Origin of the sequence: Halomonas sp. Mc5H-6, assembly GCF_024124705.1 — a bacterium.
Lineage (GTDB): Bacteria > Pseudomonadota > Gammaproteobacteria > Pseudomonadales > Halomonadaceae > Vreelandella > Vreelandella subterranea.
This window is the reverse complement of sequence record NZ_JAMXSI010000001.1, coordinates 198699-219871: the sequence shown is the minus strand read 5'-3', so window position 1 is coordinate 219871 and position 21173 is coordinate 198699. Positions and strand designations below refer to the sequence as shown.

26 protein-coding genes are annotated in these 21173 nt (G+C 57.1%); 9 read left to right on the top strand and 17 right to left on the bottom strand.

What is annotated here, in order from left to right:
* Positions 1-11 precede the first annotated feature (11 nt).
* From sspA to zapE, 7 genes are all read right to left on the bottom strand, one after another.
* A complete protein-coding gene (sspA, locus tag NH395_RS01015; RefSeq protein WP_066321097.1) occupies positions 12-638 on the bottom strand; it encodes a stringent starvation protein SspA in 627 nt (208 codons plus the stop codon).
* A gap of 147 nt (positions 639-785) precedes the next feature.
* Entirely contained in the window at positions 786-1535 is a 750-nt protein-coding gene (locus NH395_RS01010) for a cytochrome c1 (protein WP_066321099.1), read from the bottom strand.
* Complete coding sequence (locus tag NH395_RS01005; protein WP_253021771.1) at positions 1535-2794, bottom strand: cytochrome bc complex cytochrome b subunit; 1260 nt, start codon at positions 2792-2794, stop codon at positions 1535-1537. Before NH395_RS01005 ends, NH395_RS01010 begins: the two co-directional genes overlap by 1 nt.
* A complete protein-coding gene (gene petA / locus NH395_RS01000; RefSeq protein ID WP_066321103.1) occupies positions 2794-3393 on the bottom strand; it encodes a ubiquinol-cytochrome c reductase iron-sulfur subunit in 600 nt (199 codons plus the stop codon). The genes NH395_RS01005 and petA overlap by 1 nt, the downstream gene beginning before the upstream one ends.
* A gap of 194 nt (positions 3394-3587) precedes the next feature.
* Positions 3588-3977 (bottom strand): 30S ribosomal protein S9, encoded by a 390-nt coding sequence (rpsI, locus tag NH395_RS00995; RefSeq protein WP_066321105.1) that lies wholly within the window; start codon positions 3975-3977, stop codon positions 3588-3590.
* 13 nt (positions 3978-3990) lie between these two features.
* Positions 3991-4419, bottom strand: coding sequence for a 50S ribosomal protein L13 (rplM, locus tag NH395_RS00990; RefSeq protein ID WP_066321107.1), 429 nt, complete (start codon positions 4417-4419; stop codon positions 3991-3993).
* 237 nt (positions 4420-4656) lie between these two features.
* Positions 4657-5838, bottom strand: a complete 1182-nt coding sequence (gene zapE / locus NH395_RS00985) for a cell division protein ZapE (RefSeq protein WP_253021769.1) — start codon at positions 5836-5838, stop codon at positions 4657-4659.
* Between the two features lie 194 nt (positions 5839-6032).
* Here zapE and NH395_RS00980 point away from each other — a divergent pair, with 194 nt between their 5' ends.
* The gene (locus NH395_RS00980; protein ID WP_253021767.1) at positions 6033-6485 is read left to right on the top strand and encodes a DUF1043 family protein; all 453 of its coding nucleotides are present in this window, start codon (positions 6033-6035) and stop codon (positions 6483-6485) included.
* Positions 6486-6541: 56 nt separating this feature from the next.
* On the opposite strand, the gene NH395_RS00975 is transcribed toward NH395_RS00980, so the two are convergent.
* Positions 6542-7303 (bottom strand): Nif3-like dinuclear metal center hexameric protein, encoded by a 762-nt coding sequence (locus NH395_RS00975; RefSeq protein ID WP_253021765.1) that lies wholly within the window; start codon positions 7301-7303, stop codon positions 6542-6544.
* 139 nt (positions 7304-7442) lie between these two features.
* Between NH395_RS00975 and NH395_RS00970 the strand changes: the two genes are divergently transcribed.
* Positions 7443-8717, top strand: a complete 1275-nt coding sequence (locus tag NH395_RS00970; protein WP_253021763.1) for a Do family serine endopeptidase — start codon at positions 7443-7445, stop codon at positions 8715-8717.
* 29 nt (positions 8718-8746) lie between these two features.
* Here the strand turns inward: NH395_RS00970 and hisD are convergent, their stop codons facing one another.
* The 9 genes from hisD to NH395_RS00925 form a co-directional block, all read right to left on the bottom strand.
* Positions 8747-10066: a histidinol dehydrogenase gene (gene hisD, locus NH395_RS00965; RefSeq protein WP_253021762.1), complete on the bottom strand. Its 1320-nt coding sequence runs from the start codon at positions 10064-10066 to the stop codon at positions 8747-8749.
* An 11-nt stretch (positions 10067-10077) separates the two neighbouring features.
* A complete protein-coding gene (hisG, locus tag NH395_RS00960) occupies positions 10078-10734 on the bottom strand; it encodes an ATP phosphoribosyltransferase (protein ID WP_253021760.1) in 657 nt (218 codons plus the stop codon).
* A 28-nt stretch (positions 10735-10762) separates the two neighbouring features.
* Positions 10763-12025 carry a UDP-N-acetylglucosamine 1-carboxyvinyltransferase gene (gene murA / locus NH395_RS00955; RefSeq protein WP_066321119.1) on the bottom strand — a complete coding sequence of 421 codons (1263 nt, stop codon included), beginning with the start codon at positions 12023-12025 and terminating at the stop codon, positions 10763-10765.
* Between the two features lie 10 nt (positions 12026-12035).
* Positions 12036-12287, bottom strand: coding sequence for a BolA family protein (locus NH395_RS00950; RefSeq protein WP_066321120.1), 252 nt, complete (start codon positions 12285-12287; stop codon positions 12036-12038).
* A 98-nt stretch (positions 12288-12385) separates the two neighbouring features.
* Positions 12386-12724 carry an STAS domain-containing protein gene (locus tag NH395_RS00945; RefSeq protein ID WP_253021758.1) on the bottom strand — a complete coding sequence of 113 codons (339 nt, stop codon included), beginning with the start codon at positions 12722-12724 and terminating at the stop codon, positions 12386-12388.
* Positions 12721-13317 carry an ABC transporter substrate-binding protein gene (locus tag NH395_RS00940; RefSeq protein WP_253022407.1) on the bottom strand — a complete coding sequence of 199 codons (597 nt, stop codon included), beginning with the start codon at positions 13315-13317 and terminating at the stop codon, positions 12721-12723. The genes NH395_RS00945 and NH395_RS00940 overlap by 4 nt, the downstream gene beginning before the upstream one ends.
* 172 nt (positions 13318-13489) lie before the next feature.
* On the bottom strand, positions 13490-13954 hold the full coding sequence (gene mlaD, locus NH395_RS00935) for an outer membrane lipid asymmetry maintenance protein MlaD (protein WP_253021756.1): 465 nt from the start codon (positions 13952-13954) through the stop codon (positions 13490-13492).
* A 17-nt stretch (positions 13955-13971) separates the two neighbouring features.
* Positions 13972-14766 carry a lipid asymmetry maintenance ABC transporter permease subunit MlaE gene (gene mlaE, locus NH395_RS00930; protein ID WP_253022406.1) on the bottom strand — a complete coding sequence of 265 codons (795 nt, stop codon included), beginning with the start codon at positions 14764-14766 and terminating at the stop codon, positions 13972-13974.
* Between the two features lie 5 nt (positions 14767-14771).
* Positions 14772-15593 (bottom strand): ATP-binding cassette domain-containing protein, encoded by an 822-nt coding sequence (locus tag NH395_RS00925; RefSeq protein ID WP_253021754.1) that lies wholly within the window; start codon positions 15591-15593, stop codon positions 14772-14774.
* 265 nt (positions 15594-15858) lie between these two features.
* Between NH395_RS00925 and NH395_RS00920 the strand changes: the two genes are divergently transcribed.
* The 7 genes from NH395_RS00920 (at position 15859) to raiA (ending at position 21172) form a co-directional block, all read left to right on the top strand.
* Complete coding sequence (locus NH395_RS00920; protein WP_253021752.1) at positions 15859-16842, top strand: KpsF/GutQ family sugar-phosphate isomerase; 984 nt, start codon at positions 15859-15861, stop codon at positions 16840-16842.
* Positions 16843-16863: 21 nt separating this feature from the next.
* On the top strand, positions 16864-17400 hold the full coding sequence (locus NH395_RS00915; protein WP_253021750.1) for an HAD hydrolase family protein: 537 nt from the start codon (positions 16864-16866) through the stop codon (positions 17398-17400).
* A gap of 14 nt (positions 17401-17414) precedes the next feature.
* A complete protein-coding gene (gene lptC / locus NH395_RS00910; protein WP_253021748.1) occupies positions 17415-17993 on the top strand; it encodes an LPS export ABC transporter periplasmic protein LptC in 579 nt (192 codons plus the stop codon).
* Between the two features lie 3 nt (positions 17994-17996).
* Positions 17997-18491 (top strand): lipopolysaccharide transport periplasmic protein LptA, encoded by a 495-nt coding sequence (lptA, locus tag NH395_RS00905; protein ID WP_253021746.1) that lies wholly within the window; start codon positions 17997-17999, stop codon positions 18489-18491.
* A gap of 10 nt (positions 18492-18501) precedes the next feature.
* Positions 18502-19251 (top strand): LPS export ABC transporter ATP-binding protein, encoded by a 750-nt coding sequence (lptB, locus tag NH395_RS00900; protein WP_253021744.1) that lies wholly within the window; start codon positions 18502-18504, stop codon positions 19249-19251.
* Positions 19252-19355: 104 nt separating this feature from the next.
* Positions 19356-20777, top strand: a complete 1422-nt coding sequence (locus NH395_RS00895) for an RNA polymerase factor sigma-54 (protein ID WP_253021742.1) — start codon at positions 19356-19358, stop codon at positions 20775-20777.
* Positions 20778-20863: 86 nt separating this feature from the next.
* A complete protein-coding gene (gene raiA, locus NH395_RS00890; RefSeq protein ID WP_027335376.1) occupies positions 20864-21172 on the top strand; it encodes a ribosome-associated translation inhibitor RaiA in 309 nt (102 codons plus the stop codon).
* Position 21173: the final 1 nt, after the last annotated feature.

Genomic DNA, 21173 nt, shown 5'->3' with positions numbered 1-21173 from the left:
CCTGAGTGGGTTCAGGCACGCATCTCTTTTTCGCGCTCGTTCAACGCGGCTTTAAATGCGTCTCGCTCAAACACCCGCGACATATAGCTCATCAGCGGCTTTACCTGTTTTTCCGGCAGCTCGATGTTCAGTGCCGGCAAACGCCATAGGATCGGCGCCAGGCAACAGTCCACCAAGGTGAACTCGTCGCTCATGAAGTACGGCATGTCTTCAAAAATAGGCGAAATACCGACAAGACTTTCGCGCAGCTCTTTACGTGCTTTCTCTGCTTCTTTTTTCCCACCGCTGGTGATTTGCTCGACCAACGGGCACCACTCGCGTTCGATACGATGCATCCAGAGACGGCTCTGCGCACGCGCCACAGGATAGACAGGCAATAGTGGCGGATGCGGAAAACGCTCATCCAGATATTCCATCATGACCTTCGACTCGTAAAGCACCAGATCACGATCCAGCAGCGTAGGCACACTGTTGTACGGATTCAAGTCGGCGAGCTCGTCAGGGACATTCTCGTCGGAGACATCGACGACGTCGACAGCCACCCCCTTCTCAGCCAGTACAATGCGGACACGATGACTGAAATGATCATCATTACCTGAATAAAAAATCATCGACGACCGTTTGGCCACAACTCCCATGAAACCATCCTCGCAACGAATCAATCTTGAATAATAACACGTCCACCCCACCCTTGGGGAAGGCAACGCCATGCTTTACGTTAAAGGCTAACACGCAAAGGGCGCGCGACTCAGCCGCACGCCCTGAAATGCCCTGCATCAGCGCCTTCAGTGAATATCGCGCCAATACTCACGCTTGAGAAGATAGGCAATCACGCCAAAGACAAACAAAAAGATGAGCACCTTCGGCGCTAACGCCTGGGCCTGAAGCTTTGAAGGCTCGCCCACATAGGCAAGAAAGTTTGTGAGGTCATAAACCGCCTCTTCAAACTCCTCTGGCGAGAGTTCACCCTGGCGAGTAACTTCCAATGTATCACAGTCAGCCTCGCCGTCGGAGGCACTCTCTGATGCATCTGCCTCAGGACATACCTTTTCCTGTACCCCCTGAAGCGGTTCCAGCACATTGGGCATGGCGACCAGCTCGAACACTGCATTATTGACCCCGGTGGGACGGCTCGGGTCTTGATAAAAACTGAGCAGGTAGGAATACAGCCAATCAGTGCCATGCAGCCTGGCTGACAGCGTCAGGTCAGGAGGCGGCGCACCAAACCAGGTCTCACCGTCGTCTTCGTTCATTGACGTTTGCATTTGATCGTTGAACGCCATTTCGGAGGAAAAGATGACATTGTCCTCAATAATGTCCCGCGGAATATCCAAATCCTCGGCAGCGCGGGAAAAACGCTGATACTCAAGCGAGTGGCAGCCCATACAATAGTTAACGTAGAGCTTCATGCCATTTTGCAACGACGCCTGATCCCGGAGATCCGGCTCCATGGAATGCGCAACACCTGCGCCACCGGCAGCCATTGTGGTCATTGGCACCAGCATAGCGATGAGCGCGATCAGTTGTTTTTTCATTAGCCAGTCACCCTTTCCGGAACGGGTTTTGTTCTTTCCAACCGTGTATAGATCGGCATCAACAGGAAATAAGCGAAATAGATCGCCGTGCAGACTTGGGCCAACAGTGTCCGCCCTCCTGTTGAAGGCATCACACCCAGTACCCCAAGCGTTACAAAGCTTGCCGCAAACAGCGCTAACATCAGCTTGGATATCCAGCCTTTATAGCGGATCGAGCGCACAGGGCTACGATCCAGCCATGGCAGGACGAACATGACGGCAATCGCGCCCCCCATGCACATCACTCCCAGGAACTTCGCCTCCAAACCGAAAATCGAGAAGGTAATGGCACGCAAAATCGCGTAAAACGGCGTGAAATACCATACGGGCGCAATATGGTCGGGGGTCTGTAACGGATTGGCCGGTTCAAAGTTGGGCGTTTCGATAAAATACCCGCCCCCTTCCGGGAAATAGAACACCACAATGCAGAACACAAACAGGAAAACAGCAACCCCCACCAGATCCTTAACCGTGTAATAAGGATGAAAAGGGATGCCATCCCGCGGATTACCGGCTTCATCTTTTTTCTGCTTGATATCGATACCGTCGGGATTGTTGGAGCCCACCTCGTGGAGCGCCACAATATGCAGCACTACCAACGCGAGAATCACAATCGGCAAGGCCACCACATGCAAGGCAAAAAAGCGATTCAGCGTGATGCCTGAAATCAGATAATCGCCGCGCACCCACTGCGCCAGATCCGGCCCAATAAAGGGAATGGCAGAGAACAGTGAAATAATCACCTGCGCACCCCAGTAAGACATTTGCCCCCAAGGCAGCAGATACCCCATGAACGCCTCGGCCATCAGGGTTAAATAAATGGCCATGCCGAAAATCCACACCAGTTCTCGGGGTGCTTTGTAAGAGCCATACAGCAATCCCCGAAACATATGCAGATAGATGACCACAAAGAAAGCTGACGCTCCTGTGGTGTGCATATAGCGGATCAGCCAGCCCCATTCCACATCGCGCATGATGTATTCGATGGAGTCAAAGGCGCCTTCAGCACTGGGATTGAAGCTCATGGTGAGCCAGATGCCGGTCAGAATCTGGTTGACGAGAACCAACAGCGCGAGGGAGCCGAAAAAATACCAGAAATTAAAATTCTTCGGCGCGTAGTAGTGCGACAGATGATCCTGAAAGAGCTGCGTTGCCGGAAAGCGGGCATCAATCCAGCGCATCAGGCCCCGGGGAGCCCTGGTTTTATTTGAATTACCCATCAGGCCGTCTCCTCATCTTCACCGACAACAATGATGTTATCGCCCTCGAAACGATAGGGGGGCACTTCCAGATTGGTAGGCGCCGGTACATTGCTGAACACACGTCCTGCCAAATCAAACCGTGAGCCATGACAGGGACAGAAGAAGCCGCCGGGCCAGTCGTCGACACCAACGCCCGTTGCATCCGGTTCGGGACGGTAAACTGGCGAACACCCAAGGTGTGTGCAGATACCGATCAGGACACCGATTTCCGGCCGTATGGAGCGCATTTGACCGGCGCTATAGGAAGGCTGAAGAGACGCCTGGGAATCCGGGTCGGCGAGACGGCCAGCGGCCAAGGATTCCGTGCGCTCGATCATCTCGGGCGTTCGGTTGATAATCCAGACGGGGCGCCCTCTCCACTCGACCGTCATACGCTGTCCAGGCGCCAGCTTCGAAACATCGGCCTTAACAGGCGCCCCCGCTGCCCGGGCTCTGGCACTCGGCTGCCAAGCCGACACGAACGGGACTGCAACCCCAACCACTCCGACTGCGCCGACAACCGTCGTCGCGCCTACAAGGAAACGCCGCCGCCCCTTGTTAACGCCGTTATTTGCCATATCCGGCCCCCACTCTTCCCTCACGCAGCGCGTTCACCTGGCAAGGATGACTGTTGTTATTTAATGTCTATGTATAAAGTAGTTTAACCAGCGCACAGTTCGCCAGGCTCGCGTAATCAACGCGGGTATTTGTTACAGCAAAAAAAAAGCCCAGACCAATGGCCTGGGCTTTTTCCACAGTGTTTGAGCGTCGATTAACGCTTGGAGAACTGCGGACGACGACGTGCTTTACGCAGGCCGACTTTCTTACGCTCTACCTGACGTGCATCGCGCGTTACATAACCCGCGGCGCGCAGCGCAGGGCGCAGGTCTTCGTTATAGTTCATCAGCGCACGGGTAATACCGTGGCGAATGGCACCGGCTTGCGCTGAACCACCGCCGCCTTCAACCGTGACGTAGACGTCGAACTGGTTGAGGGTTTCGGTCAGCTCCAGCGGCTGGCGAACAACCATACGACCGGTTACACGACCGAAGTAGTTGTCGAGCTCACGGTTGTTGACGGTAATTTTGCCGGAACCCGGCTTCATAAAGACGCGGGCGGTGGAAGTCTTGCGGCGCCCGGTACCGTAATACTGCTGTGTCATGGCGGAGATTTCCTCAGATGTTCAGTTCAAGCGGCTGTTGGGCAGCATGCGGATGCTCGGCACCAGCGTACACTTTAAGCTTGGTGTACATGGCACGGCCAAGCGGGCCTTTGGGCAGCATGCCCTTCACGGCAGACTCAATAACACGCTCGGGCGCATGGTCGATCATTTTATCGAACGTCATAGAGCGTAGACCGCCCGGGTAACCGGTATGGCGGTAATAGGTCTTGGCCTTTGCCTTGTTGCCGGTCACTTGGACTTTTTCAGCGTTGATCACCACGATGTAATCGCCGGTATCAACGTGAGGGGTAAATTCGGGCTTATGCTTACCGCGCAAGCGGCGAGCAATTTCGGTAGCCAGACGGCCTAGCGTCTTGTCCGTTGCGTCGACAACGTACCAATCGCGCTGGACGGACTGCGGCTTAGCACTGAACGTCTTCATGGATGAAATCACCAGTTAAAATGTGTTGGGTACGACACACCGCTATGCGGCGTTGCACCATCCCTATTTTTTTTGGTTGCAGGTTTTAAACCCACAACATGTAGCGAGGCGGCATTCTACAGCAAGCCATCCGCCAAGTTAAGCCTTTCTGAGTAATCACCGGCACTTTTCCGGATTTCTCTTTTTTATGCGGTCGGGGTTTATACACCAGGCGGTATACGACCAAGTTTTATGCGGCTAGGGCTTGTGCGGCAGTGCCAAATAATCATGGGACTGCATTTCCTGTAGCCGAGAGAGCGTTCGCTGGTATTCAAACGTCAGCTTGCCATCGCGATAGAGCGATTCCACCGGCACTTCTGCCGACATCAACACCTTGACGCCCCGGTCATAGAACTCATCCACCATGTTGATGAAGCGCCTTGCCTGATCGTCGTCAGCACCCCGCATGGCCGGGACATTAGAAACGATAATCGTGTGAAATTCCCGCGCCAGTTCAATATAGTCGTTTTGACTGCGCGGGCCATCGCAAAGCTCAGCAAATTCAAACCAGGCGATGTCGTCGTGAAGTCGGCGTGTCGTCAACACACGCTGATTAATCTCAAGCGGGGCACCTTCCTCTCCAGCATGCCCGGCGATTTCCCGGAAACTGCGCGCCAGCTCTCTTTCAGCGGCATCGTCCAGCGGCGAGTGAAAGATTTCTGCCCGCTCCAGGGCGCGCAGACGATAATCGACACCCGAGTCGACATTCACCACCTGGCAGTGGCGATTGAGCAAATCGATAGCGGGCAGGAACCGCGCGCGCTGAAGACCATCTTTATACAGATCGTCAGGCAAGATATTCGACGTTGCCACGAGGACGACACCTCTCTCGAAGAGGGCCTCGAGCAGATTCGCCAGTATCATGGCGTCGGTAATGTCCTTGACGAAGAACTCATCAAAGCAAATCACCCGCGCTTCACTGGCAAACTTGCTCGCCACCAATGTCAGCGGGTTCTTTTCCCCTTTGTAATGAGTAAGTTCGTTATGCACACGCTGCATGAAGCGATGGAAGTGGGTGCGCATTTTATCGGCAAACGGCAGCGATTCGTAGAAAGTATCTACCAGATACGTCTTGCCGCGACCCACACCCCCCCAGAAATAAAGCCCCTGGACGCTCGGCGTTACAGGTTCTTGTTGTGTAGACGATTTTTTGCCTATCAACCCCGCCATCCTGGCTTTCAGGCCTTTATTGGCCAGGACCGCTTTCGGCACCGTCGTCGGGGTTGACAGCAATGCATCGTACAAACGCTGCAGATGTGCCACTGCCGCTTCCTGGGCCGGGTCGTACTCAAAACCCTCTCGCTTAAGATCTGCACGATAACGCCCCATCGGCGTCGCCGCATTCGGCGTTGGCCCACCACCGTCCGACGTTGCCCTCATCGTTTAACTCTCCCGTTATTTCCGCCAAGCGTTACTGGAAACCACCACACAACATGAATAAAGGCAATAAGTATACGTGGTTAGGCTTACCAACGCATGAGCATTGACCCAACCATCATCAAGGCGCCTATAATAGCAACCGACTGTTTCATGCGCTGTATCCCCAGCAGCGACAGGTATCAAGGGAGATAAATGTGGAAAGCGAGCCATTAACCTATGCAGCCATAGGCCTTGTGATCGGCTTGATAATCGGCGCAGGATGCTACCGGTTACTGAGCAAAAGCCAGCGTCAGCTTGCTTCACTTCGCCAAACACTATTGGAGCGCGAACATCAGGTTGCGTCACTCAAGAATGGCGTCAGCCATCAACTGTCCAGTGTACATGAGTCGCTAGCAACGATCCGGCAGGAAGCCGACGAACTGGAAAAGAAGCTGCAAGACGACGCTGGCCATTGGCAGCTAGACCAGCTAACACATCGCCCTGCCGAGCTGACTGACCTTCGCCCGGTGACCGAGCCAACGGATACTCTGAGCGCACCCGCAACGCCTCGGGACTACGCCGATGGCCAGAACGGCACGCTCTCCGAACATTTCGGCCTCAAAGAGAAAGACGCTCGCGACGACGCAGCAACACCGCCACGTTACTGAGCCTTCTTATCCGTCAGGGAATCGACCCTCGGCAGTATTGCCGAGGGTGAAAGAGATCAAGCGGGATTATCAATATCGACGAAACGGTGCGCCACACCGTATTCATCAGCCAACCACTCCCCTAATGCCTGAACGCCGTACCGTTCGGTAGCATGATGACCTGCCGCCAGATAATGAATCCCCATTTCTCTGGCAAGATGCGTCGTTCGCTCTGAAATTTCCCCGGAAACAAACGCCTGCGCCCCGCCTTCACAAGCAGCGCTAATCATGTCCTGCGCGCCCCCCGTGCACCAGGCGATACGCTCTATATCCCCCACACCCGGCGCTTCAATCAGCAGCGGCTCTCGCCGCAGGGTCTGGCTTATTTGCTCGGCAAGCGCGGTCGCGCTCAATGGCCTGGCAACGCGTCCTGACCAAAGCAGCCCCTCACCCAGCTCGCCATCCAGACAACCTTCGACTTTCCAGCCCAGTTGCCTGGCCAGCTCAGCGTTGTTGCCCATCTCGCTGTGCGCATCCAGAGGCAAGTGATAGGCCAGCAGGTTTATCCCGTGATCCAACAAGGTTTTGATTCGTCTCTGTTTCATGCCCGTAATGGCGACCGGTTCGTTCTTCCAGAAATAGCCATGGTGAACAATCAGCATATCGGCCTGCCAGTTTACTGCTTCGTCAAGCAGGGACTGGCAGGCGGTTACCCCAGTCATAACACGCGCCACTCGATCACGACCTGCCACCTGAAGGCCGTTAATCGTAAAGTCCTTAAACTGTGAAGCGCGAAGCTGATGGTCGCAGGCTGCTACTAATATATCGCGTTGAATCACCGTTGCTCCTAAGTATCTGCTGGCATCCATGAGATACAAGCCAATAAAATGTTACCCTATGCTCGATAGTGCCCAGTGTAAGACTGACGACGCGTCAGCGCTAATATCCACTCCTCGACGATCGCCAAAGGACCCCTCAATGAAACGCTTTGTGCTGCCTTACATATGGCCCATCATCACAGGCTTCTTGCTGGCAGCTGTCATCATGTTTGCGTTTCCTGAGCGCTTCCCGCTGCCCTTTCAGGCGTCGCCTTCCCAGGCCGAGGACCCACCTTCTCTGGTCACCACGGCAGATCAGGAGGCCGACCCGGACCGACCGGCACCTGAAGTCCGACAAGCGACGCCACTGAACCGCAACCAGGGCCCTGCCAGCTACGCCGATGCAGTCAATCAGGCGGCGCCTGCTGTGGTCAACATCTACTCGTCACGCATTGTCGAACGCGACGAGCACCCGCTGATGTCAGATCCCTTCTTTCAGCAATTTTTTAACGGCGATGACGCCACTACCCATCAACGCATGCTGTCGAGCCTGGGCTCGGGCGTCATCGTCAGTGACGAAGGCTATGTGCTTACCAATCATCATGTCATCAACGGTGCCGACGAAATTCAGGTAGCGCTGCGCGATGGACGCGAAGTGCTCGCCGAAGTGATTGGGACTGACCCGGAAAGCGACCTTGCGGTGCTTAAGATTGATCTGGAAAACCTGCCCGTTATTGAGCTGAGTAATTCAACAGATGTTGCGGTAGGCGATGTCGCCCTGGCTATCGGCAACCCCTTTGGCGTCGGCCAGACGGTGACGATGGGGATTATCAGCGCCACAGGGCGAAGCCATCTGGGCCTGAACGCCTACGAAGATTTCATTCAGACCGATGCAGCCATTAACCCGGGGAATTCGGGAGGGGCGCTGGTCAACCCCGAAGGCGCACTGGTGGGCATTAATACGGCCATCTTTTCACGCTCGGGGGGCTCTCAGGGTATCGGGTTTGCCATTCCTGCCAACCTTGCCCATAGCATTCTGGACGAGCTGGTGACCCAGGGCCGGGTCATCCGTGGCTGGCTGGGCATTGAGGCGCAGGCGCTATCCCGAGAGCTTGCCGCCTCTTTCGGCCTGCGTACGCCTCAGGGAGTGATCGTCGCAGGGGTCGTGGACGGTGGGCCTGCGGAGAAGGCCGGCCTGTTGCCAGGCGATGTCCTGCTATCCGTCGATGGTCAGCCTATCCTGGATGCGCGCGCCACTATGAGCGATATCGCCTCGATCAAGCCGGGTACTGAGCTGCCACTGACGATTGTCCGCAACGGCGAACGCATGGAAATGACGCTGAATGTGGGTGAGCGACCCATTCCCTCGACACTTCCAAGACCCGATGGAACCCGCCGAAGTGGCAATAATGAAGGCGACTCAAGCCAGCCCTGACGGGCTGAGTGGTCGCCTTCGTCGTCCCATCAAGACGGTTTAATACGATACTCAGCAGAACGAGCGTGGGCGGTCAACGATTCGCCCCGCGCCAGCACAGAGGCAACCTGACCCAGCGCTGACGCGCCCTCGGCTGAGCAGTGAATCAGCGACGAACGTTTTTGGAAATCGTAGACACCCAGCGGTGATGAGAAGCGTGCAGTGCCGGAGGTGGGAAGCACGTGGTTAGGCCCTGCACAATAATCACCCAGCGCCTCTGCGGTATAACGCCCCATGAAGATGGCGCCCGCATGACGAACGCCCGCCAGCCAGGTATCGGGCGTTGCCACTGAAAGTTCAAGGTGCTCGGGGGCTACCCGGTTGATCAGCGTGACGGCTTCCTCGGCATCGCGGCAGTGAATCAGCGCGCCGCGTCGACGCAATGACTCACGGACGATCTCGGCCCGCTCCAGGGTCGGAAGCAGGCGCTCTATCGCGGCTTCCACATCCGCCAGATGCTGAGCATCCCAGCTCACCAGGATAGCTTGAGCATCTTCATCGTGCTCCGCCTGGGAAAACAGATCCATCGCCAGCCAATCAGGATCGGTCAATCCATCCGACACCACCATGATTTCAGAGGGGCCGGCAATCATGTCGATACCGACCTGACCAAACACGGCCCGCTTGGCCGTGGCCACATAGATGTTGCCCGGTCCAACGATCTTATCCACCCTGGGGACGCTTTCCGTTCCATAGGCCAGGGCACCAATGGCCTGGGCACCGCCGATGGTAAACACCTGGTTCACACCGGCCACGTGCGCTGCCGCCAGCACCAGATCGTTGAGCACGCCATCGGGAGTGGGGACCACCATGATGATCTCTTGCACCCCCGCCACATGGGCAGGAATCGCATTCATCAGGACCGATGAGGGATAGGCGGCCTTGCCACCAGGCACGTAAATGCCCGCGCGGTCGATGGCCGTCACCTGCTGGCCAAGCACCGTGCCATCGGGTTCTTCATATTGCCAGGAGGTCGGTTTCTGATGCTCGTGATAACGCCGGATTCGCTCGGCAGCACTCGCCAGGGCATCGCGCTGCTCAGCAGGTAACGACTCAAAGGCCTGGCGTAATTGCTCGGCCGTCAGGCGAAGCTCATCCATATGGGTGACCGAGACACGATCAAAGCGATTGGTGGCTTCGATGACCGCTGCATCACCATGACGCTTGACGTTGGTGAGAATCTCACTGACGCGCGCCTGAACGGCATCATCAGACACGCCCTCCCAGTCCAGCAACGTATCCAGTTGTCCGGCAAACGCCTGATCGGCAGTATTGAGTCGTGCTATCGTCGCTGTAGCGTTCTCGTTCATAGCAACCTCACTTAGTCGGCAGTCGATATCGTCTTGCGGTCGGCAATGGCACGTTCCAGGCGCGCCAGCAATGGCTTGATACGTGCGTGCTTCATTGTCATGGCCGCCTTGTTGGCCACCAGGCGGGTGCTGATCGGCGCAATCAGCTCCCGCGGCTCCATGCCATTGGCGCGCAGGGTATTGCCGGTGTCGACGATGTCGACAATTTCGTCGGCCAGGTTCATCAACGGCGCCAGTTCCATGGCGCCATAAAGCTTGATCACCTCGGCCTGGATACCTTGCTCGGCGTAGTAGCGCCGGGCGATATTGACGAATTTCGTTGCCACCCGGCGACGCGCCAGCTTCGGCGACTCACCGGTAACGCCAGCGGTCATCAGCTTGCAACGTGCAATATCGAGATCAAGCGGCTCATAGAGCCCTTCGGCACCGTGCTCTAAAAGAACATCCTTACCGGCGACCCCCAGGTCGGCGGCCCCAAGCTGAACGTAAGTCGGCACGTCCGTTGCTCTGATCACAACGAATTTGACGTCGGGCAGATTGGTATCGAACAGCAGCTTGCGGCTTTTATTCAAATCCTCAGTAGGCGTAATGCCCGCATCGGCTAGCAGCGGCAGCGTCTCTTCCAGAATACGGCCCTTCGAGAGGGCTAAAATCAGTTGCTTACTCATTTTGGATGCCAATGGTTGGAGGCCAGGCTCAGCCTGGGATACGGCGGATACGCGCACCCAGCAGCTGCAGTTTTTCCTCGATGCATTCATAGCCACGGTCGATATGATAAATGCGATCGACCAGGGTTTCGCCTTCCGCCATCATGGCGGCAATCACCAAAGAAGCAGACGCGCGCAGATCCGTCGCCATCACTGGCGCCCCCGAGAGTTTGTCAACACCGTTAATCAAGGCGGCATTGCCCTCCAGAACGATATCAGCGCCCATGCGGTTCAGTTCCTGAACGTGCATGAAACGGTTTTCAAAAATCGTTTCAACCACTCTCGACGACCCTTCAGCCACGGCATTCATGGCCACGAACTGGGCTTGCATATCGGTGGGGAAGGCCGGGTACGGCGCGGTGCGGATATTGACCGCACGCGGGCGTTTACCATGCATGTCCAGGGCAATCCAGTTGTCGCCGGTAGAAATCTCGGCGCCCGCTTCTTCGAGCTTGGCAAGCACTGCTTCAAGGATGTCTGCCCGGGTGCGTTTGACTTTCACGCGACCGCCGGTCATGGCGGCCGCCACCAGAAAGGTACCGGTCTCGATGCGGTCGGGCATGACATCGTGATGGCAGCCGCTGAGTGTCTCCACTCCTTCGATCGTAATGGTATCAGTGCCGTGACCGCTGATCCGTGCGCCCATCTTGATCAGGCATTCAGCCAGGTCGACGACTTCAGGCTCACGGGCGGCGTTTTCAAGCACGGTGACGCCTTCCGCAAGCGTAGCGGCCATCAACAGGTTCTCGGTACCGGTAACCGTCACGGTGTCAAAGTAAATCGTCGCCCCTTTCAGGCGACCATCCACGCGGGCACGAATATAACCCGCTTCGACGCGAATCTCGGCGCCCATGGCTTCGAGCCCGCGAATGTGCAGGTCCACCGGGCGCGAACCGATTGCGCAGCCGCCGGGCAAGGACACATCAGCCTGGCCGAAATGTGCCAGCAAAGGCCCCAGCACCAGAATGGAGGCGCGCATCTTCTTTACCAGCTCATAGGGCGCATGGCAGTGAGTGACCTGAGAGCCGTCCAGCTGGATGGTGAGGTTATCCCCCATTACCGGCTCGACGCCCATACGGCCAAGCAGCTCCAAAGTGGTGGTGATGTCCTGCAGGTGTGGCAAATTACCGATCACCACGGGCCCTTTGGATAACAGGCTTGCGCAGAGGATGGGCAATGCCGCGTTTTTGGCACCGCTGACCCAAACTTCTCCGTCGACCGACCCGTTACCGGTAATAATGAGTTTATCCATGAAATAACCGTTACTGCGCGTTTTCAGCGGCGGTTTGCCACTGTGCCGGGGTATAGGTTTTGATGCTGATCGCGTGCAGGGCCCCCGAAGCAATCTCGTCGCTCAAGGCGGAGTACACCAGTTGCTGACGCTTCACGGGCGACAATCCTTCAAAGGCATCGCCCACTGCAATCACCTGAAAATTGCAGCCTTCTCCCTGGATATGGAACTCACATCCATCGACACGCGATTCGAGCAGGGCTTTCACCTCTTGGGGTTGCATAGGTCAGAGACTCCTTAAAGGACATTGGTAAAGGGCTGGATGGACATCAAGAGGATGACATCATAAAGAAAAGCCGACGCTTTGGCGACGCCCAAGGATCAGTCGACAGGCTGTTCGTCAGGCGCCTGGATCAGCGCGTCCAACTCGGCAAGTTCGGCAAGCCGCTGGAGCGGCGCTGACAGGACAATGGACGTCACCCTGATACGATACTGATGGCAGGTGCGCAGCCACTGGAGCAAGACGCTCAAGGCAACGTTGCGCGGTGTTAACACCTTGCTGAAATCAAACGCGACCGTCTCGGGCTGCTGACTGGACAGCCAGCGCGAGCCCTCTGCGGCAAGCGCTGCCGCAGAGGCAATATCCACGTCCCCCTGTACGCTCAAACCATCAGGCTGCTGGCGCAGCGATACATCGCGATCGGTAAATATCACCGTCACGCATCGCCCCCTTCTTCGAGCTCTTCGACGCCTACCTCCGGTGCCCAGCTATCGATCACCGCATCGTAATCCCGGTTATTGTCACGCATTGCCTGGTCAAACTGGTTACGGAAGGTAAGCCCCAGATTGATACCGTTCACAATGACGTTGACAACGCGCCACTCGCCGTCAGATAGCCGCAGACTATAGTTGACGGGATATACATCGCCATTAGTGGCGACGACTTCCATCGCCACACTCGCCCGGTCTTCTTCACGCCGGGGACGCTGATCATCCAGAACGCGAATCTCTTCGTAGTCGAAGGTCACCAGTCCGCGTGTATACGTATCGATAAGCGTTTGACGGAACACGTCAACAAAACGGCTGCGCTGCTCCGGCGACGCATTGCGGAAATAACTTCCCATCACGCTGGCCCCGATGTAGCGAAAATCAGCCACTTGTTCCAGGCTGTCATCGACTTCCTGCTTCAGCTCATCGATATTTTCTTCGTAGTACGCTTCCCGGCCTTCAAGCTGGGCCATGAATTCGTTGATGTTGTTGCGGATCATCTCTTCGGGCGGCTCGGGTTGCGCGCTTGCCGAGAGCGGCACCATCGCGGCAAGCAGTGCAACGGCGAAGGTGGACACCAACATTAGCGACCATTTCTTTACAGACATCCTTTTATCCTCCTATTGACGGCGAACACGTCTCCGTCACCTGTTTCAACGCAAGCGCTCAACGCCAGCGGGTCAAATAAAAACGGCAAACCGTACCGCATCACAATAATCAGTTGGTTGCCATATTGGATATAAATTGCTGAATAAGTTCTTCGAGCACCAGCGCCGACTGGGTATCGCGTATCGTATCGCCTTCCTCGAGCATCTCAGGATCTCCCCCCATACTCAGGCCAACGTACTGTTCGCCTAGCAGCCCCGAGGTCAAGATCGCGGCCGTGGCATCCCGGGAAATCTGGCCCTTCAACTCATTGGTCAGGCTCAGCGTTACCCGGGCGTCATACCATTCGGTATCCAGCTCGATGGACTCGACGTGCCCCACCGTGACACCCGCCATGGACACCCGCGCGCGGGGCTTCAGGCCGCCAATATTGGAAAAGTTAGCCTCCAGTTGGTACGTATTCGACGCGCCCGAGAAGGTCAAACCACTTACCCGCAGCCCCAGAAACACCAACCCCAGAATGCCCACCAGGATAAACAGGCCGACGCCAAACTCCATGGTCCTACTTCGCTTCATGAAACTGCTCCAGCTAATCAGAGGCCGCCAAACATAACGGCGGTTAATATGAAATCAAGCCCCAGTACCGCAAGCGACGAATAGACAACGGTACGCGTTGTCGCACGGGAAATACCTTCGGAGGTTGGCAACAGATCATAGCCCTGGAAAACCGCAATCCAGGTGACCACCACGGCGAACACGATGCTTTTGATCATGCCGTTGCCGATGTCGTTGATGAACGCCACGCTGGCCTGCATGTTGCTCCAGTAGGAACCTTCGAAAACACCCAGCCACTCGACGCCAACCAGATAGCCGCCCCAAATACCGACAACACTGAACCCCACGGTGAGAATTGGCAGCGCCACGACACCTGCCCAGAAACGCGGTGCAACCACCCTTCTCAGCGGATCCACGCCAATCATTTCCATGCTGGTAAGCTGCTCGGTGGCTTTCATCAAACCGATCTCGGCGGTCAGCGCCGAACCGGCACGGCCGGCAAATAACAGTGCAGCAACCACCGGGGCCAATTCACGTAACAGCGAAAGCGCCACCATCTGACCCAGGGCGTCCTCGGCGCCAAAATCAATCAGGATCGTATAGCCCTGAAGCGCCAGCACCATGCCGATAAATAGGCCGGATACCAGCACGATGGCCAGCGACAAGACGCCGACAAAATGCAGCTGGCGAACCCACAGGCGAAAGCCTTCGGCTGATGGGACCCCCACTGCCGACTGGGCAAGAAACACCCCGGCACGGCCCAGCGCTTCCACTACATCGCAGCTGCGCCGCCCTAACCGGGTAATCCGCGTGGCAACCTGCCCTCCCTTCATCGACATCAGGCTCCTCCTCGGGTCGCCGTATCGCCCAGCATATCCGGGTAAAACTGAGCGGCTGGATAATGGAAAGGTACCGGGCCATCAGGCTCACCATGGATAAACTGCTTCACCCGCGCGTCCTGGTTGACGTCGAGATCCGCTGGCGTTCCATGGGCGACCACATGCCCCTCGGAAATAAAGTAAAGATAATCGGCAATCGTCAGGGTCTCCTTGATATCGTGGGAAACCACCACGGAGGTCAGGTTCAGCGCCTGATTCAGCCGTTTGATCAGTTGCACGAGCACGCCCATGGAAATCGGATCCTGCCCCACAAACGGCTCGTCGTAGAGGATCAGTTCCGGATCCAGCGCCACGGCCCGCGCCAGCGCAACGCGCCGGGCCATCCCCCCGGAGAGCTCGGCTGGCGTAAGGTGCCGCGCGCCGCGCAGCCCCACTGCCTGAAGCTTGAGCAACACAAGATCACGTATCATGGCATCGGGCAGGTCCGTATGAACCCGCAACGGAAATGCCACGTTTTCATATACATCCAGATCAGAAAACAGCGCCCCACTTTGAAACAGCATGCCCATGCGCTTGCGTAGCGCAAATAGCGCCTTGCGCGACAGCCGATGCACGTCGTCCCCGTCGATCAGCACGCGGCCCTTATCGGGGGTCAGCTGCCCGCCGATAAGCTTTAACAGGGTCGTTTTGCCTGTCCCGCTGGGCCCCATGATTGCCGTCACTTTACCGCGCGGGATGGTCATGTTCACCCCGCGGAAAATCTCGGTATCGCCCCGCGAAAAATACAGGTTATCGACTTCAATAAAAGGCACATCGCTCATGGAACCATCAACTCTCGCGTTTACTTGCAGATTCGCTCGTTTCACGCAGCAAGCAATAAGTAAACAGTGATTAAAAACCCGTATTTTAAAAACTGTATTTAAAAAACCACGTTTAAAAAACCATTATCGAACAACGTATTCTAACCCTACCTGACGACGACAAGCGAGCACCGCTTGTTCTCACGACAAAACGATGGGGCAAAGTCCACTCGGTCAATGTTACTCTTACGCCAGATTGTCATTTTTAACGAGCCACCGATTGCCCATGCCAGCAACAACTGAAACCACTCCCTTTCGCCAAAGCGCATTGCGCACGCTAGACATTGAGCAAGCTGCCATCGCAGGCTTGGCCAGCAAACTGGATGCGCACTTCGATCATGCCTGCGAGCTGATTCTGGCCTGCCAGGGACGCGTGGTGGTTACCGGCATGGGCAAGTCAGGCCATATTGCCGGTAAAATCGCGGCGACACTGGCCAGCACCGGCTCGCCGGCGTTTTTTGTCCACCCTGGCGAAGCCAGCCATGGTGATCTGGGCATGATTACCCGCAACGATGTCGTGGTCGCGCTCTCGAACTCCGGGGAAACCGCTGAAGTGACGGCCTTGCTGCCGCTGCTGAAGCGCCTGGGCACACCGCTGATCAGCATGACCGGACGCCCGGCCTCTACGCTTGCCCAGCATGCGGATGCGCACCTGAACAGCAGTGTCGACCGAGAGGCCTGCCCGCTGGATCTTGCGCCGACAAGCTCCACGACAGCGGCATTAGCCCTGGGCGATGCTCTCGCGGTTGCCCTGCTTGAAGCACGCGGCTTTACCGCCGAGGATTTTGCCCTGTCGCATCCCGGCGGCAGCCTGGGCCGACGCCTGCTGCTGCGCGTTCGCGATCTGATGCACCAGGGCGAACGCCTTCCCCAGGTTGCCCTGGGCAGCCCCCTGCGCGATGCGTTACTGGAGATCACCCAGCAGGGACTGGGGTTCACCTGCGTGGTGGACCCCGACGGCCTGCTGGTCGGCGTATACACGGATGGCGACCTGCGCCGCACCCTGGATAATTTCCACGACCTGCGTGACGTACGGGTAGATGACGTCATGACCCGACCCGGCAAACGCATATCTCCCGACCTTCTCGCGGCGGAAGCCGTTCGCATCATGGAAGACAATCGCATTACCGCGCTGGCAGTGGTGGACGAATACCAGCGCCCGATAGGCGCGTTGCATATGCATGACCTGCTTGCCAGCGGCGTTATTTAACTTCAATCGACCGGAGACCCAATGTCCCTTTCTGCTGACCTACTCGACCGACTACGTCGCATTCGCTTATTTGCCCTTGATGTCGATGGTGTTCTCACCGACGGTCGGCTTTACTTTCAAGCCGACGGTGTCGAAATCAAAGCGTTTCATACCCAGGACGGCCATGGGCTCAAGCTGTTGAAACGCGCAGGCATCTCGGTCGCCCTGATCACCGGCCGCGACTCCCCCATGGTGAGCCAGCGCGCCGCCGCACTGGGCATTCCCCACGTTTATCAGGGCTGCGAGGACAAACTGGCCGCCCTTCGTGGCCTTTGCCAGCGCCTGGATCTTGATTTGTCTCAGGTTGCCTATTGTGGTGACGACCTGCCTGACCTGGCCAGCATCAAGCGCTCAGGCGTTGGCATCACGGTACCCAACGCCCCTGACTACATGCACACCCACGCTGACTGGGTCACCGAACGCCTGGGGGGACACGGCGCTGTCCGCGAAATATGTGATACGTTGCTTGATGCTCAGGGTCACTGGGGCGCGGTTGTCGATACTTACCTACACGGCTGAGGCACTATCTATCTATGCTAAAGACATGGCCTACGCGTCTGGGACTGGCACTCATCGTGCTGGCTCTGGGCGGCTTGCTGGTATGGCTGGACCCGGGCGGCCTTCAAACCGTTCCGACAGACCCGGACGCCCGTGCCGAGGAGCCAGGCCACGTCCTCCACAACGCCGAGCTGACGCTGTTTGATGAGCAGGGGAATATTCAGCAGGGATTAACCACGCCTCGCCTGGTGCATACTCCCCAATCCGCCTCGACACTCGCCGAGACGCCGCATGCCACGCTTTATGACAGCGAGCGGCGCGTCTGGAACGCCACGTCAGAGATAGGTACGCTTAATACCCGTTCTCAGGAGCTGACGCTTTCGGGCGACGCAAGATTGATCGCCCCTGAAGAAGGCTGGCAGCTTGACACGGACGTTCTGCACTATGAGGGGAAAACCGCCCATGCGTGGAGTGACACTCATGTGCTGCTCCAGCAACCACCCCAGCGCATGACAGCACGGCGTATGGATGCATGGCTCAACGAGGAGGAAGTGCGGCTTGAAGGTGACGTTCAAGGCCACCACCCTCCGGAGACGCAACCCGGACAGGAATGAAACATGAAAGCGTTTATCTACACGGCGATGGCGGCTGCCTGCCTAGTGCCCTTTTACGCGACGGCGGATAACCACCAGCAGCCAGTTGAAGTCGTCGCCGACCAGCTTGACCTGGATCAGCGCGCAGGTACAGCGGTCTACACCGGCGACGTCGAAATTCGCCAAGGCAACATGCTGATACGAGGCGACGAAGTGGAAATCCAGCGTAACGAAGAAGGCGAGCTCTCCCGGGCCACAGCGCTGGGCGAACGAGCGTATTTGCGGCGCCAGCCCGAGGACCAGGATGGCCCGATGGAAGGCTGGGGTCGGCGGGTGATCTACCATGTCGCCGAGCGCCGGGTCGAGTTGATTGATCGGGCGGAAATCATCCAGCAAGGCGACCGCTTCACCGGGGGACGCCTGGAATATTTCATCGACCAAGAGGTCGTCAAGGCGCGTTCCGATGTCGACAATCAAGAGTCGCAGCGCATTCGCATGACGCTGCAACCCGAAGGTTAAGGAGAGCCAGATGGCCGTTGCCGACAACAGCGCAACACGAACGCTATACGCCCGTCATTTGGCAAAAAGCTACAAACGCCGGCGCGTGGTGAAAGACATCAACCTGGATATCTCACAGGGCAGCATCGTCGGCCTGCTCGGCCCCAATGGCGCTGGCAAGACCACGTCATTCTACATGATTGTCGGCCTGGTCAAGGCAGATGCGGGCAGCGTTGGTATTGATCAACTCGACCTTTCCCGAGCGCCCATGCACGAGCGCGCCAAGGCAGGCATTGGCTATTTGCCCCAGGAGGCGTCGATCTTCCGCAAGCTTTCCGTCGCCGACAACATCATGGCCATTTTGCAAACCCGAAACGACCTGGACCGCGCCGGACGCGAAGCGCGCCTGGAAACACTCCTGGAAGAGTTTCATATCACCCATATCCGCGACAATATGGGCATGAGCCTTTCCGGGGGCGAACGGCGCCGCGTCGAGATCGCAAGGTCCCTCGCCACCGAACCTGCGTTCATTCTGCTGGATGAACCTTTCGCGGGTGTAGACCCCATCTCCGTAGGCGACATCAAGTCGATCATCCGCGCCTTGAAGGACCGTGGCATTGGCGTCTTGATTACCGACCACAATGTGCGCGAAACACTGGATATCTGCGACGTGGCCTACATCGTCGGCGACGGGCATATCATCGCCAGCGGTTCCCCGGACGCTATTCTTGACAACCAGGAGGTACGTGACGTTTACCTAGGTGCTGATTTTCGTCTCTAAAGCCCTTAATGGCATATTTATTGCCAATGGCATACTTATTGCACTTGCACCCGATCACAACTCGCACTAGGGTGGATGCTTTCCGATAAACGAGTGGTTCTCAGATGGTCATGAAAGCTTCTCTTCAACTGCGGATCGGCACCCAGCTCACCATGACACCTCAGCTGCAGCAGGCGATTGCCCTGCTACAGCTATCAACGCTCGATTTACGCCAGGAAATTCAGCAAGCGCTCGATGCCAACCCCATGCTCGAGCAGGAAGACGAGTTCAGCGAAAGCGAACAAGCCGCCAGCGAGCCGGAAGAAGGCGAGTGGGCAGATAGCATTCCCAAGGAGCTGTCCGTCGACAGCGACTGGTCAGATACCTATCAGGATTCGGCTGGCAGCGGCAGCACAAGCAGCGACGGGCCTGACTTCGAGCGCCAGGCAGCCGGGCAAAGCCTTCATGGTCACCTCCTCTGGCAACTCGCCATGACCGATTTGAGCCAACGCGAACAGTTAGTGGCCGAGAGCCTGATTGATGCGCTGGATGCTAACGGCTATCTCACCCAACCCCTTAACGACATCCGCGAAGGACTGCGAGATCAGGGCGTGGAAGGCCTCAGCCAGCGCGAGGTCGAAACCATTCTGCTGCGACTGCAACAGTTCGAGCCCACCGGCATCTTCGCCCGCGATCTTCGCGAATGCCTGATGCTTCAGCTCGCCGCCCTGCCCGACGACACCCCGCTGCTGATGCCTGCCCGGCGGCTGGTCCGCCAGTTCCTGGAAGCCCTGGGCAAGAACGATCAGCGTCTCCTCAAGCGGCGACTCGGTCTGGACGACGCGCAACTCGATGACGTCATCCAACTGATCAGAAGCCTGGACCCGCGCCCCGGCAGCGTTTACAGCGCCACTGACGATAGCTACGTGATTCCCGACCTGGTGGTTCACCACGATAACGAAGGCTGGCACCTCGAACTCAACCCCGAGGCCTTGCCCAAACTCAGGATCCAACCCGATTACGCCAGCCTGATCAAGCGCGCCGACAAAAGCCAGGATAACCAATTTCTCAAGGACCACTTGCAGGAAGCCCGCTGGCTGATCAAAAGCCTCTCCAGCCGCAACGACACCCTGCTACGCGTTGGGCGGGAAATCATTACCCGCCAGATCGGCTTTCTCGAACACGGCGAAGAAGCCATGAAGCCGCTTATCCTGGCCGATATTGCCGATGCGGTGGAGATGCACGAATCGACCATCTCTCGTGTCACCACCCAGAAGTTCATCCATACACCGCGGGGCATTTTCGAGCTTAAATACTTCTTTTCCAGCCAGATCAGTAGCCAGGACGGCGACAGCCACTCCAGTACGGCCATTCGTGCGCGCCTCAAAAAACTGATCCAGGAAGAACCCCCCGGCAAACCCTTGTCGGATAGCCGTCTGGTCACCCTGCTGGAGGAAGCCGGCATCCACGTGGCCCGACGCACGGTCGCCAAATATCGCGAAGGCATGGGGATCCCGTCTTCAAGCGAACGACGCCGTTTGCGGTAGAAAAACGGAAACTCACTACAAGGGCTTTGCTTAACGCCAAAAAGGGTTACAATCGAAGAACAGTCCGACGGATAAGGAGTACGTCAATGCAAGTCAATATCACCGGTCATCATGTAGAACTGACTGACGCCTTGCGTGACTATGTCAACGAAAAGTTGGAACGCGTTGAGCGCCATTACGACAACATCACCACCGTACAGGTAACGCTCTCGGTCGAAAAAGAGCGTCAACAGGCCGCCTGTACGCTGCACGCTGCAGGCGCTGACTTGCATGCCGAGGCCCTCGATAATGACATGTACGCCGCCATCGACGCCCTGGCGGACAAGATCGATCGACAACTCGTTAAGCATAAGGAAAAAGCACAAGCCCGCGCCCAGGGCGCAGGTGTGCGTTAAT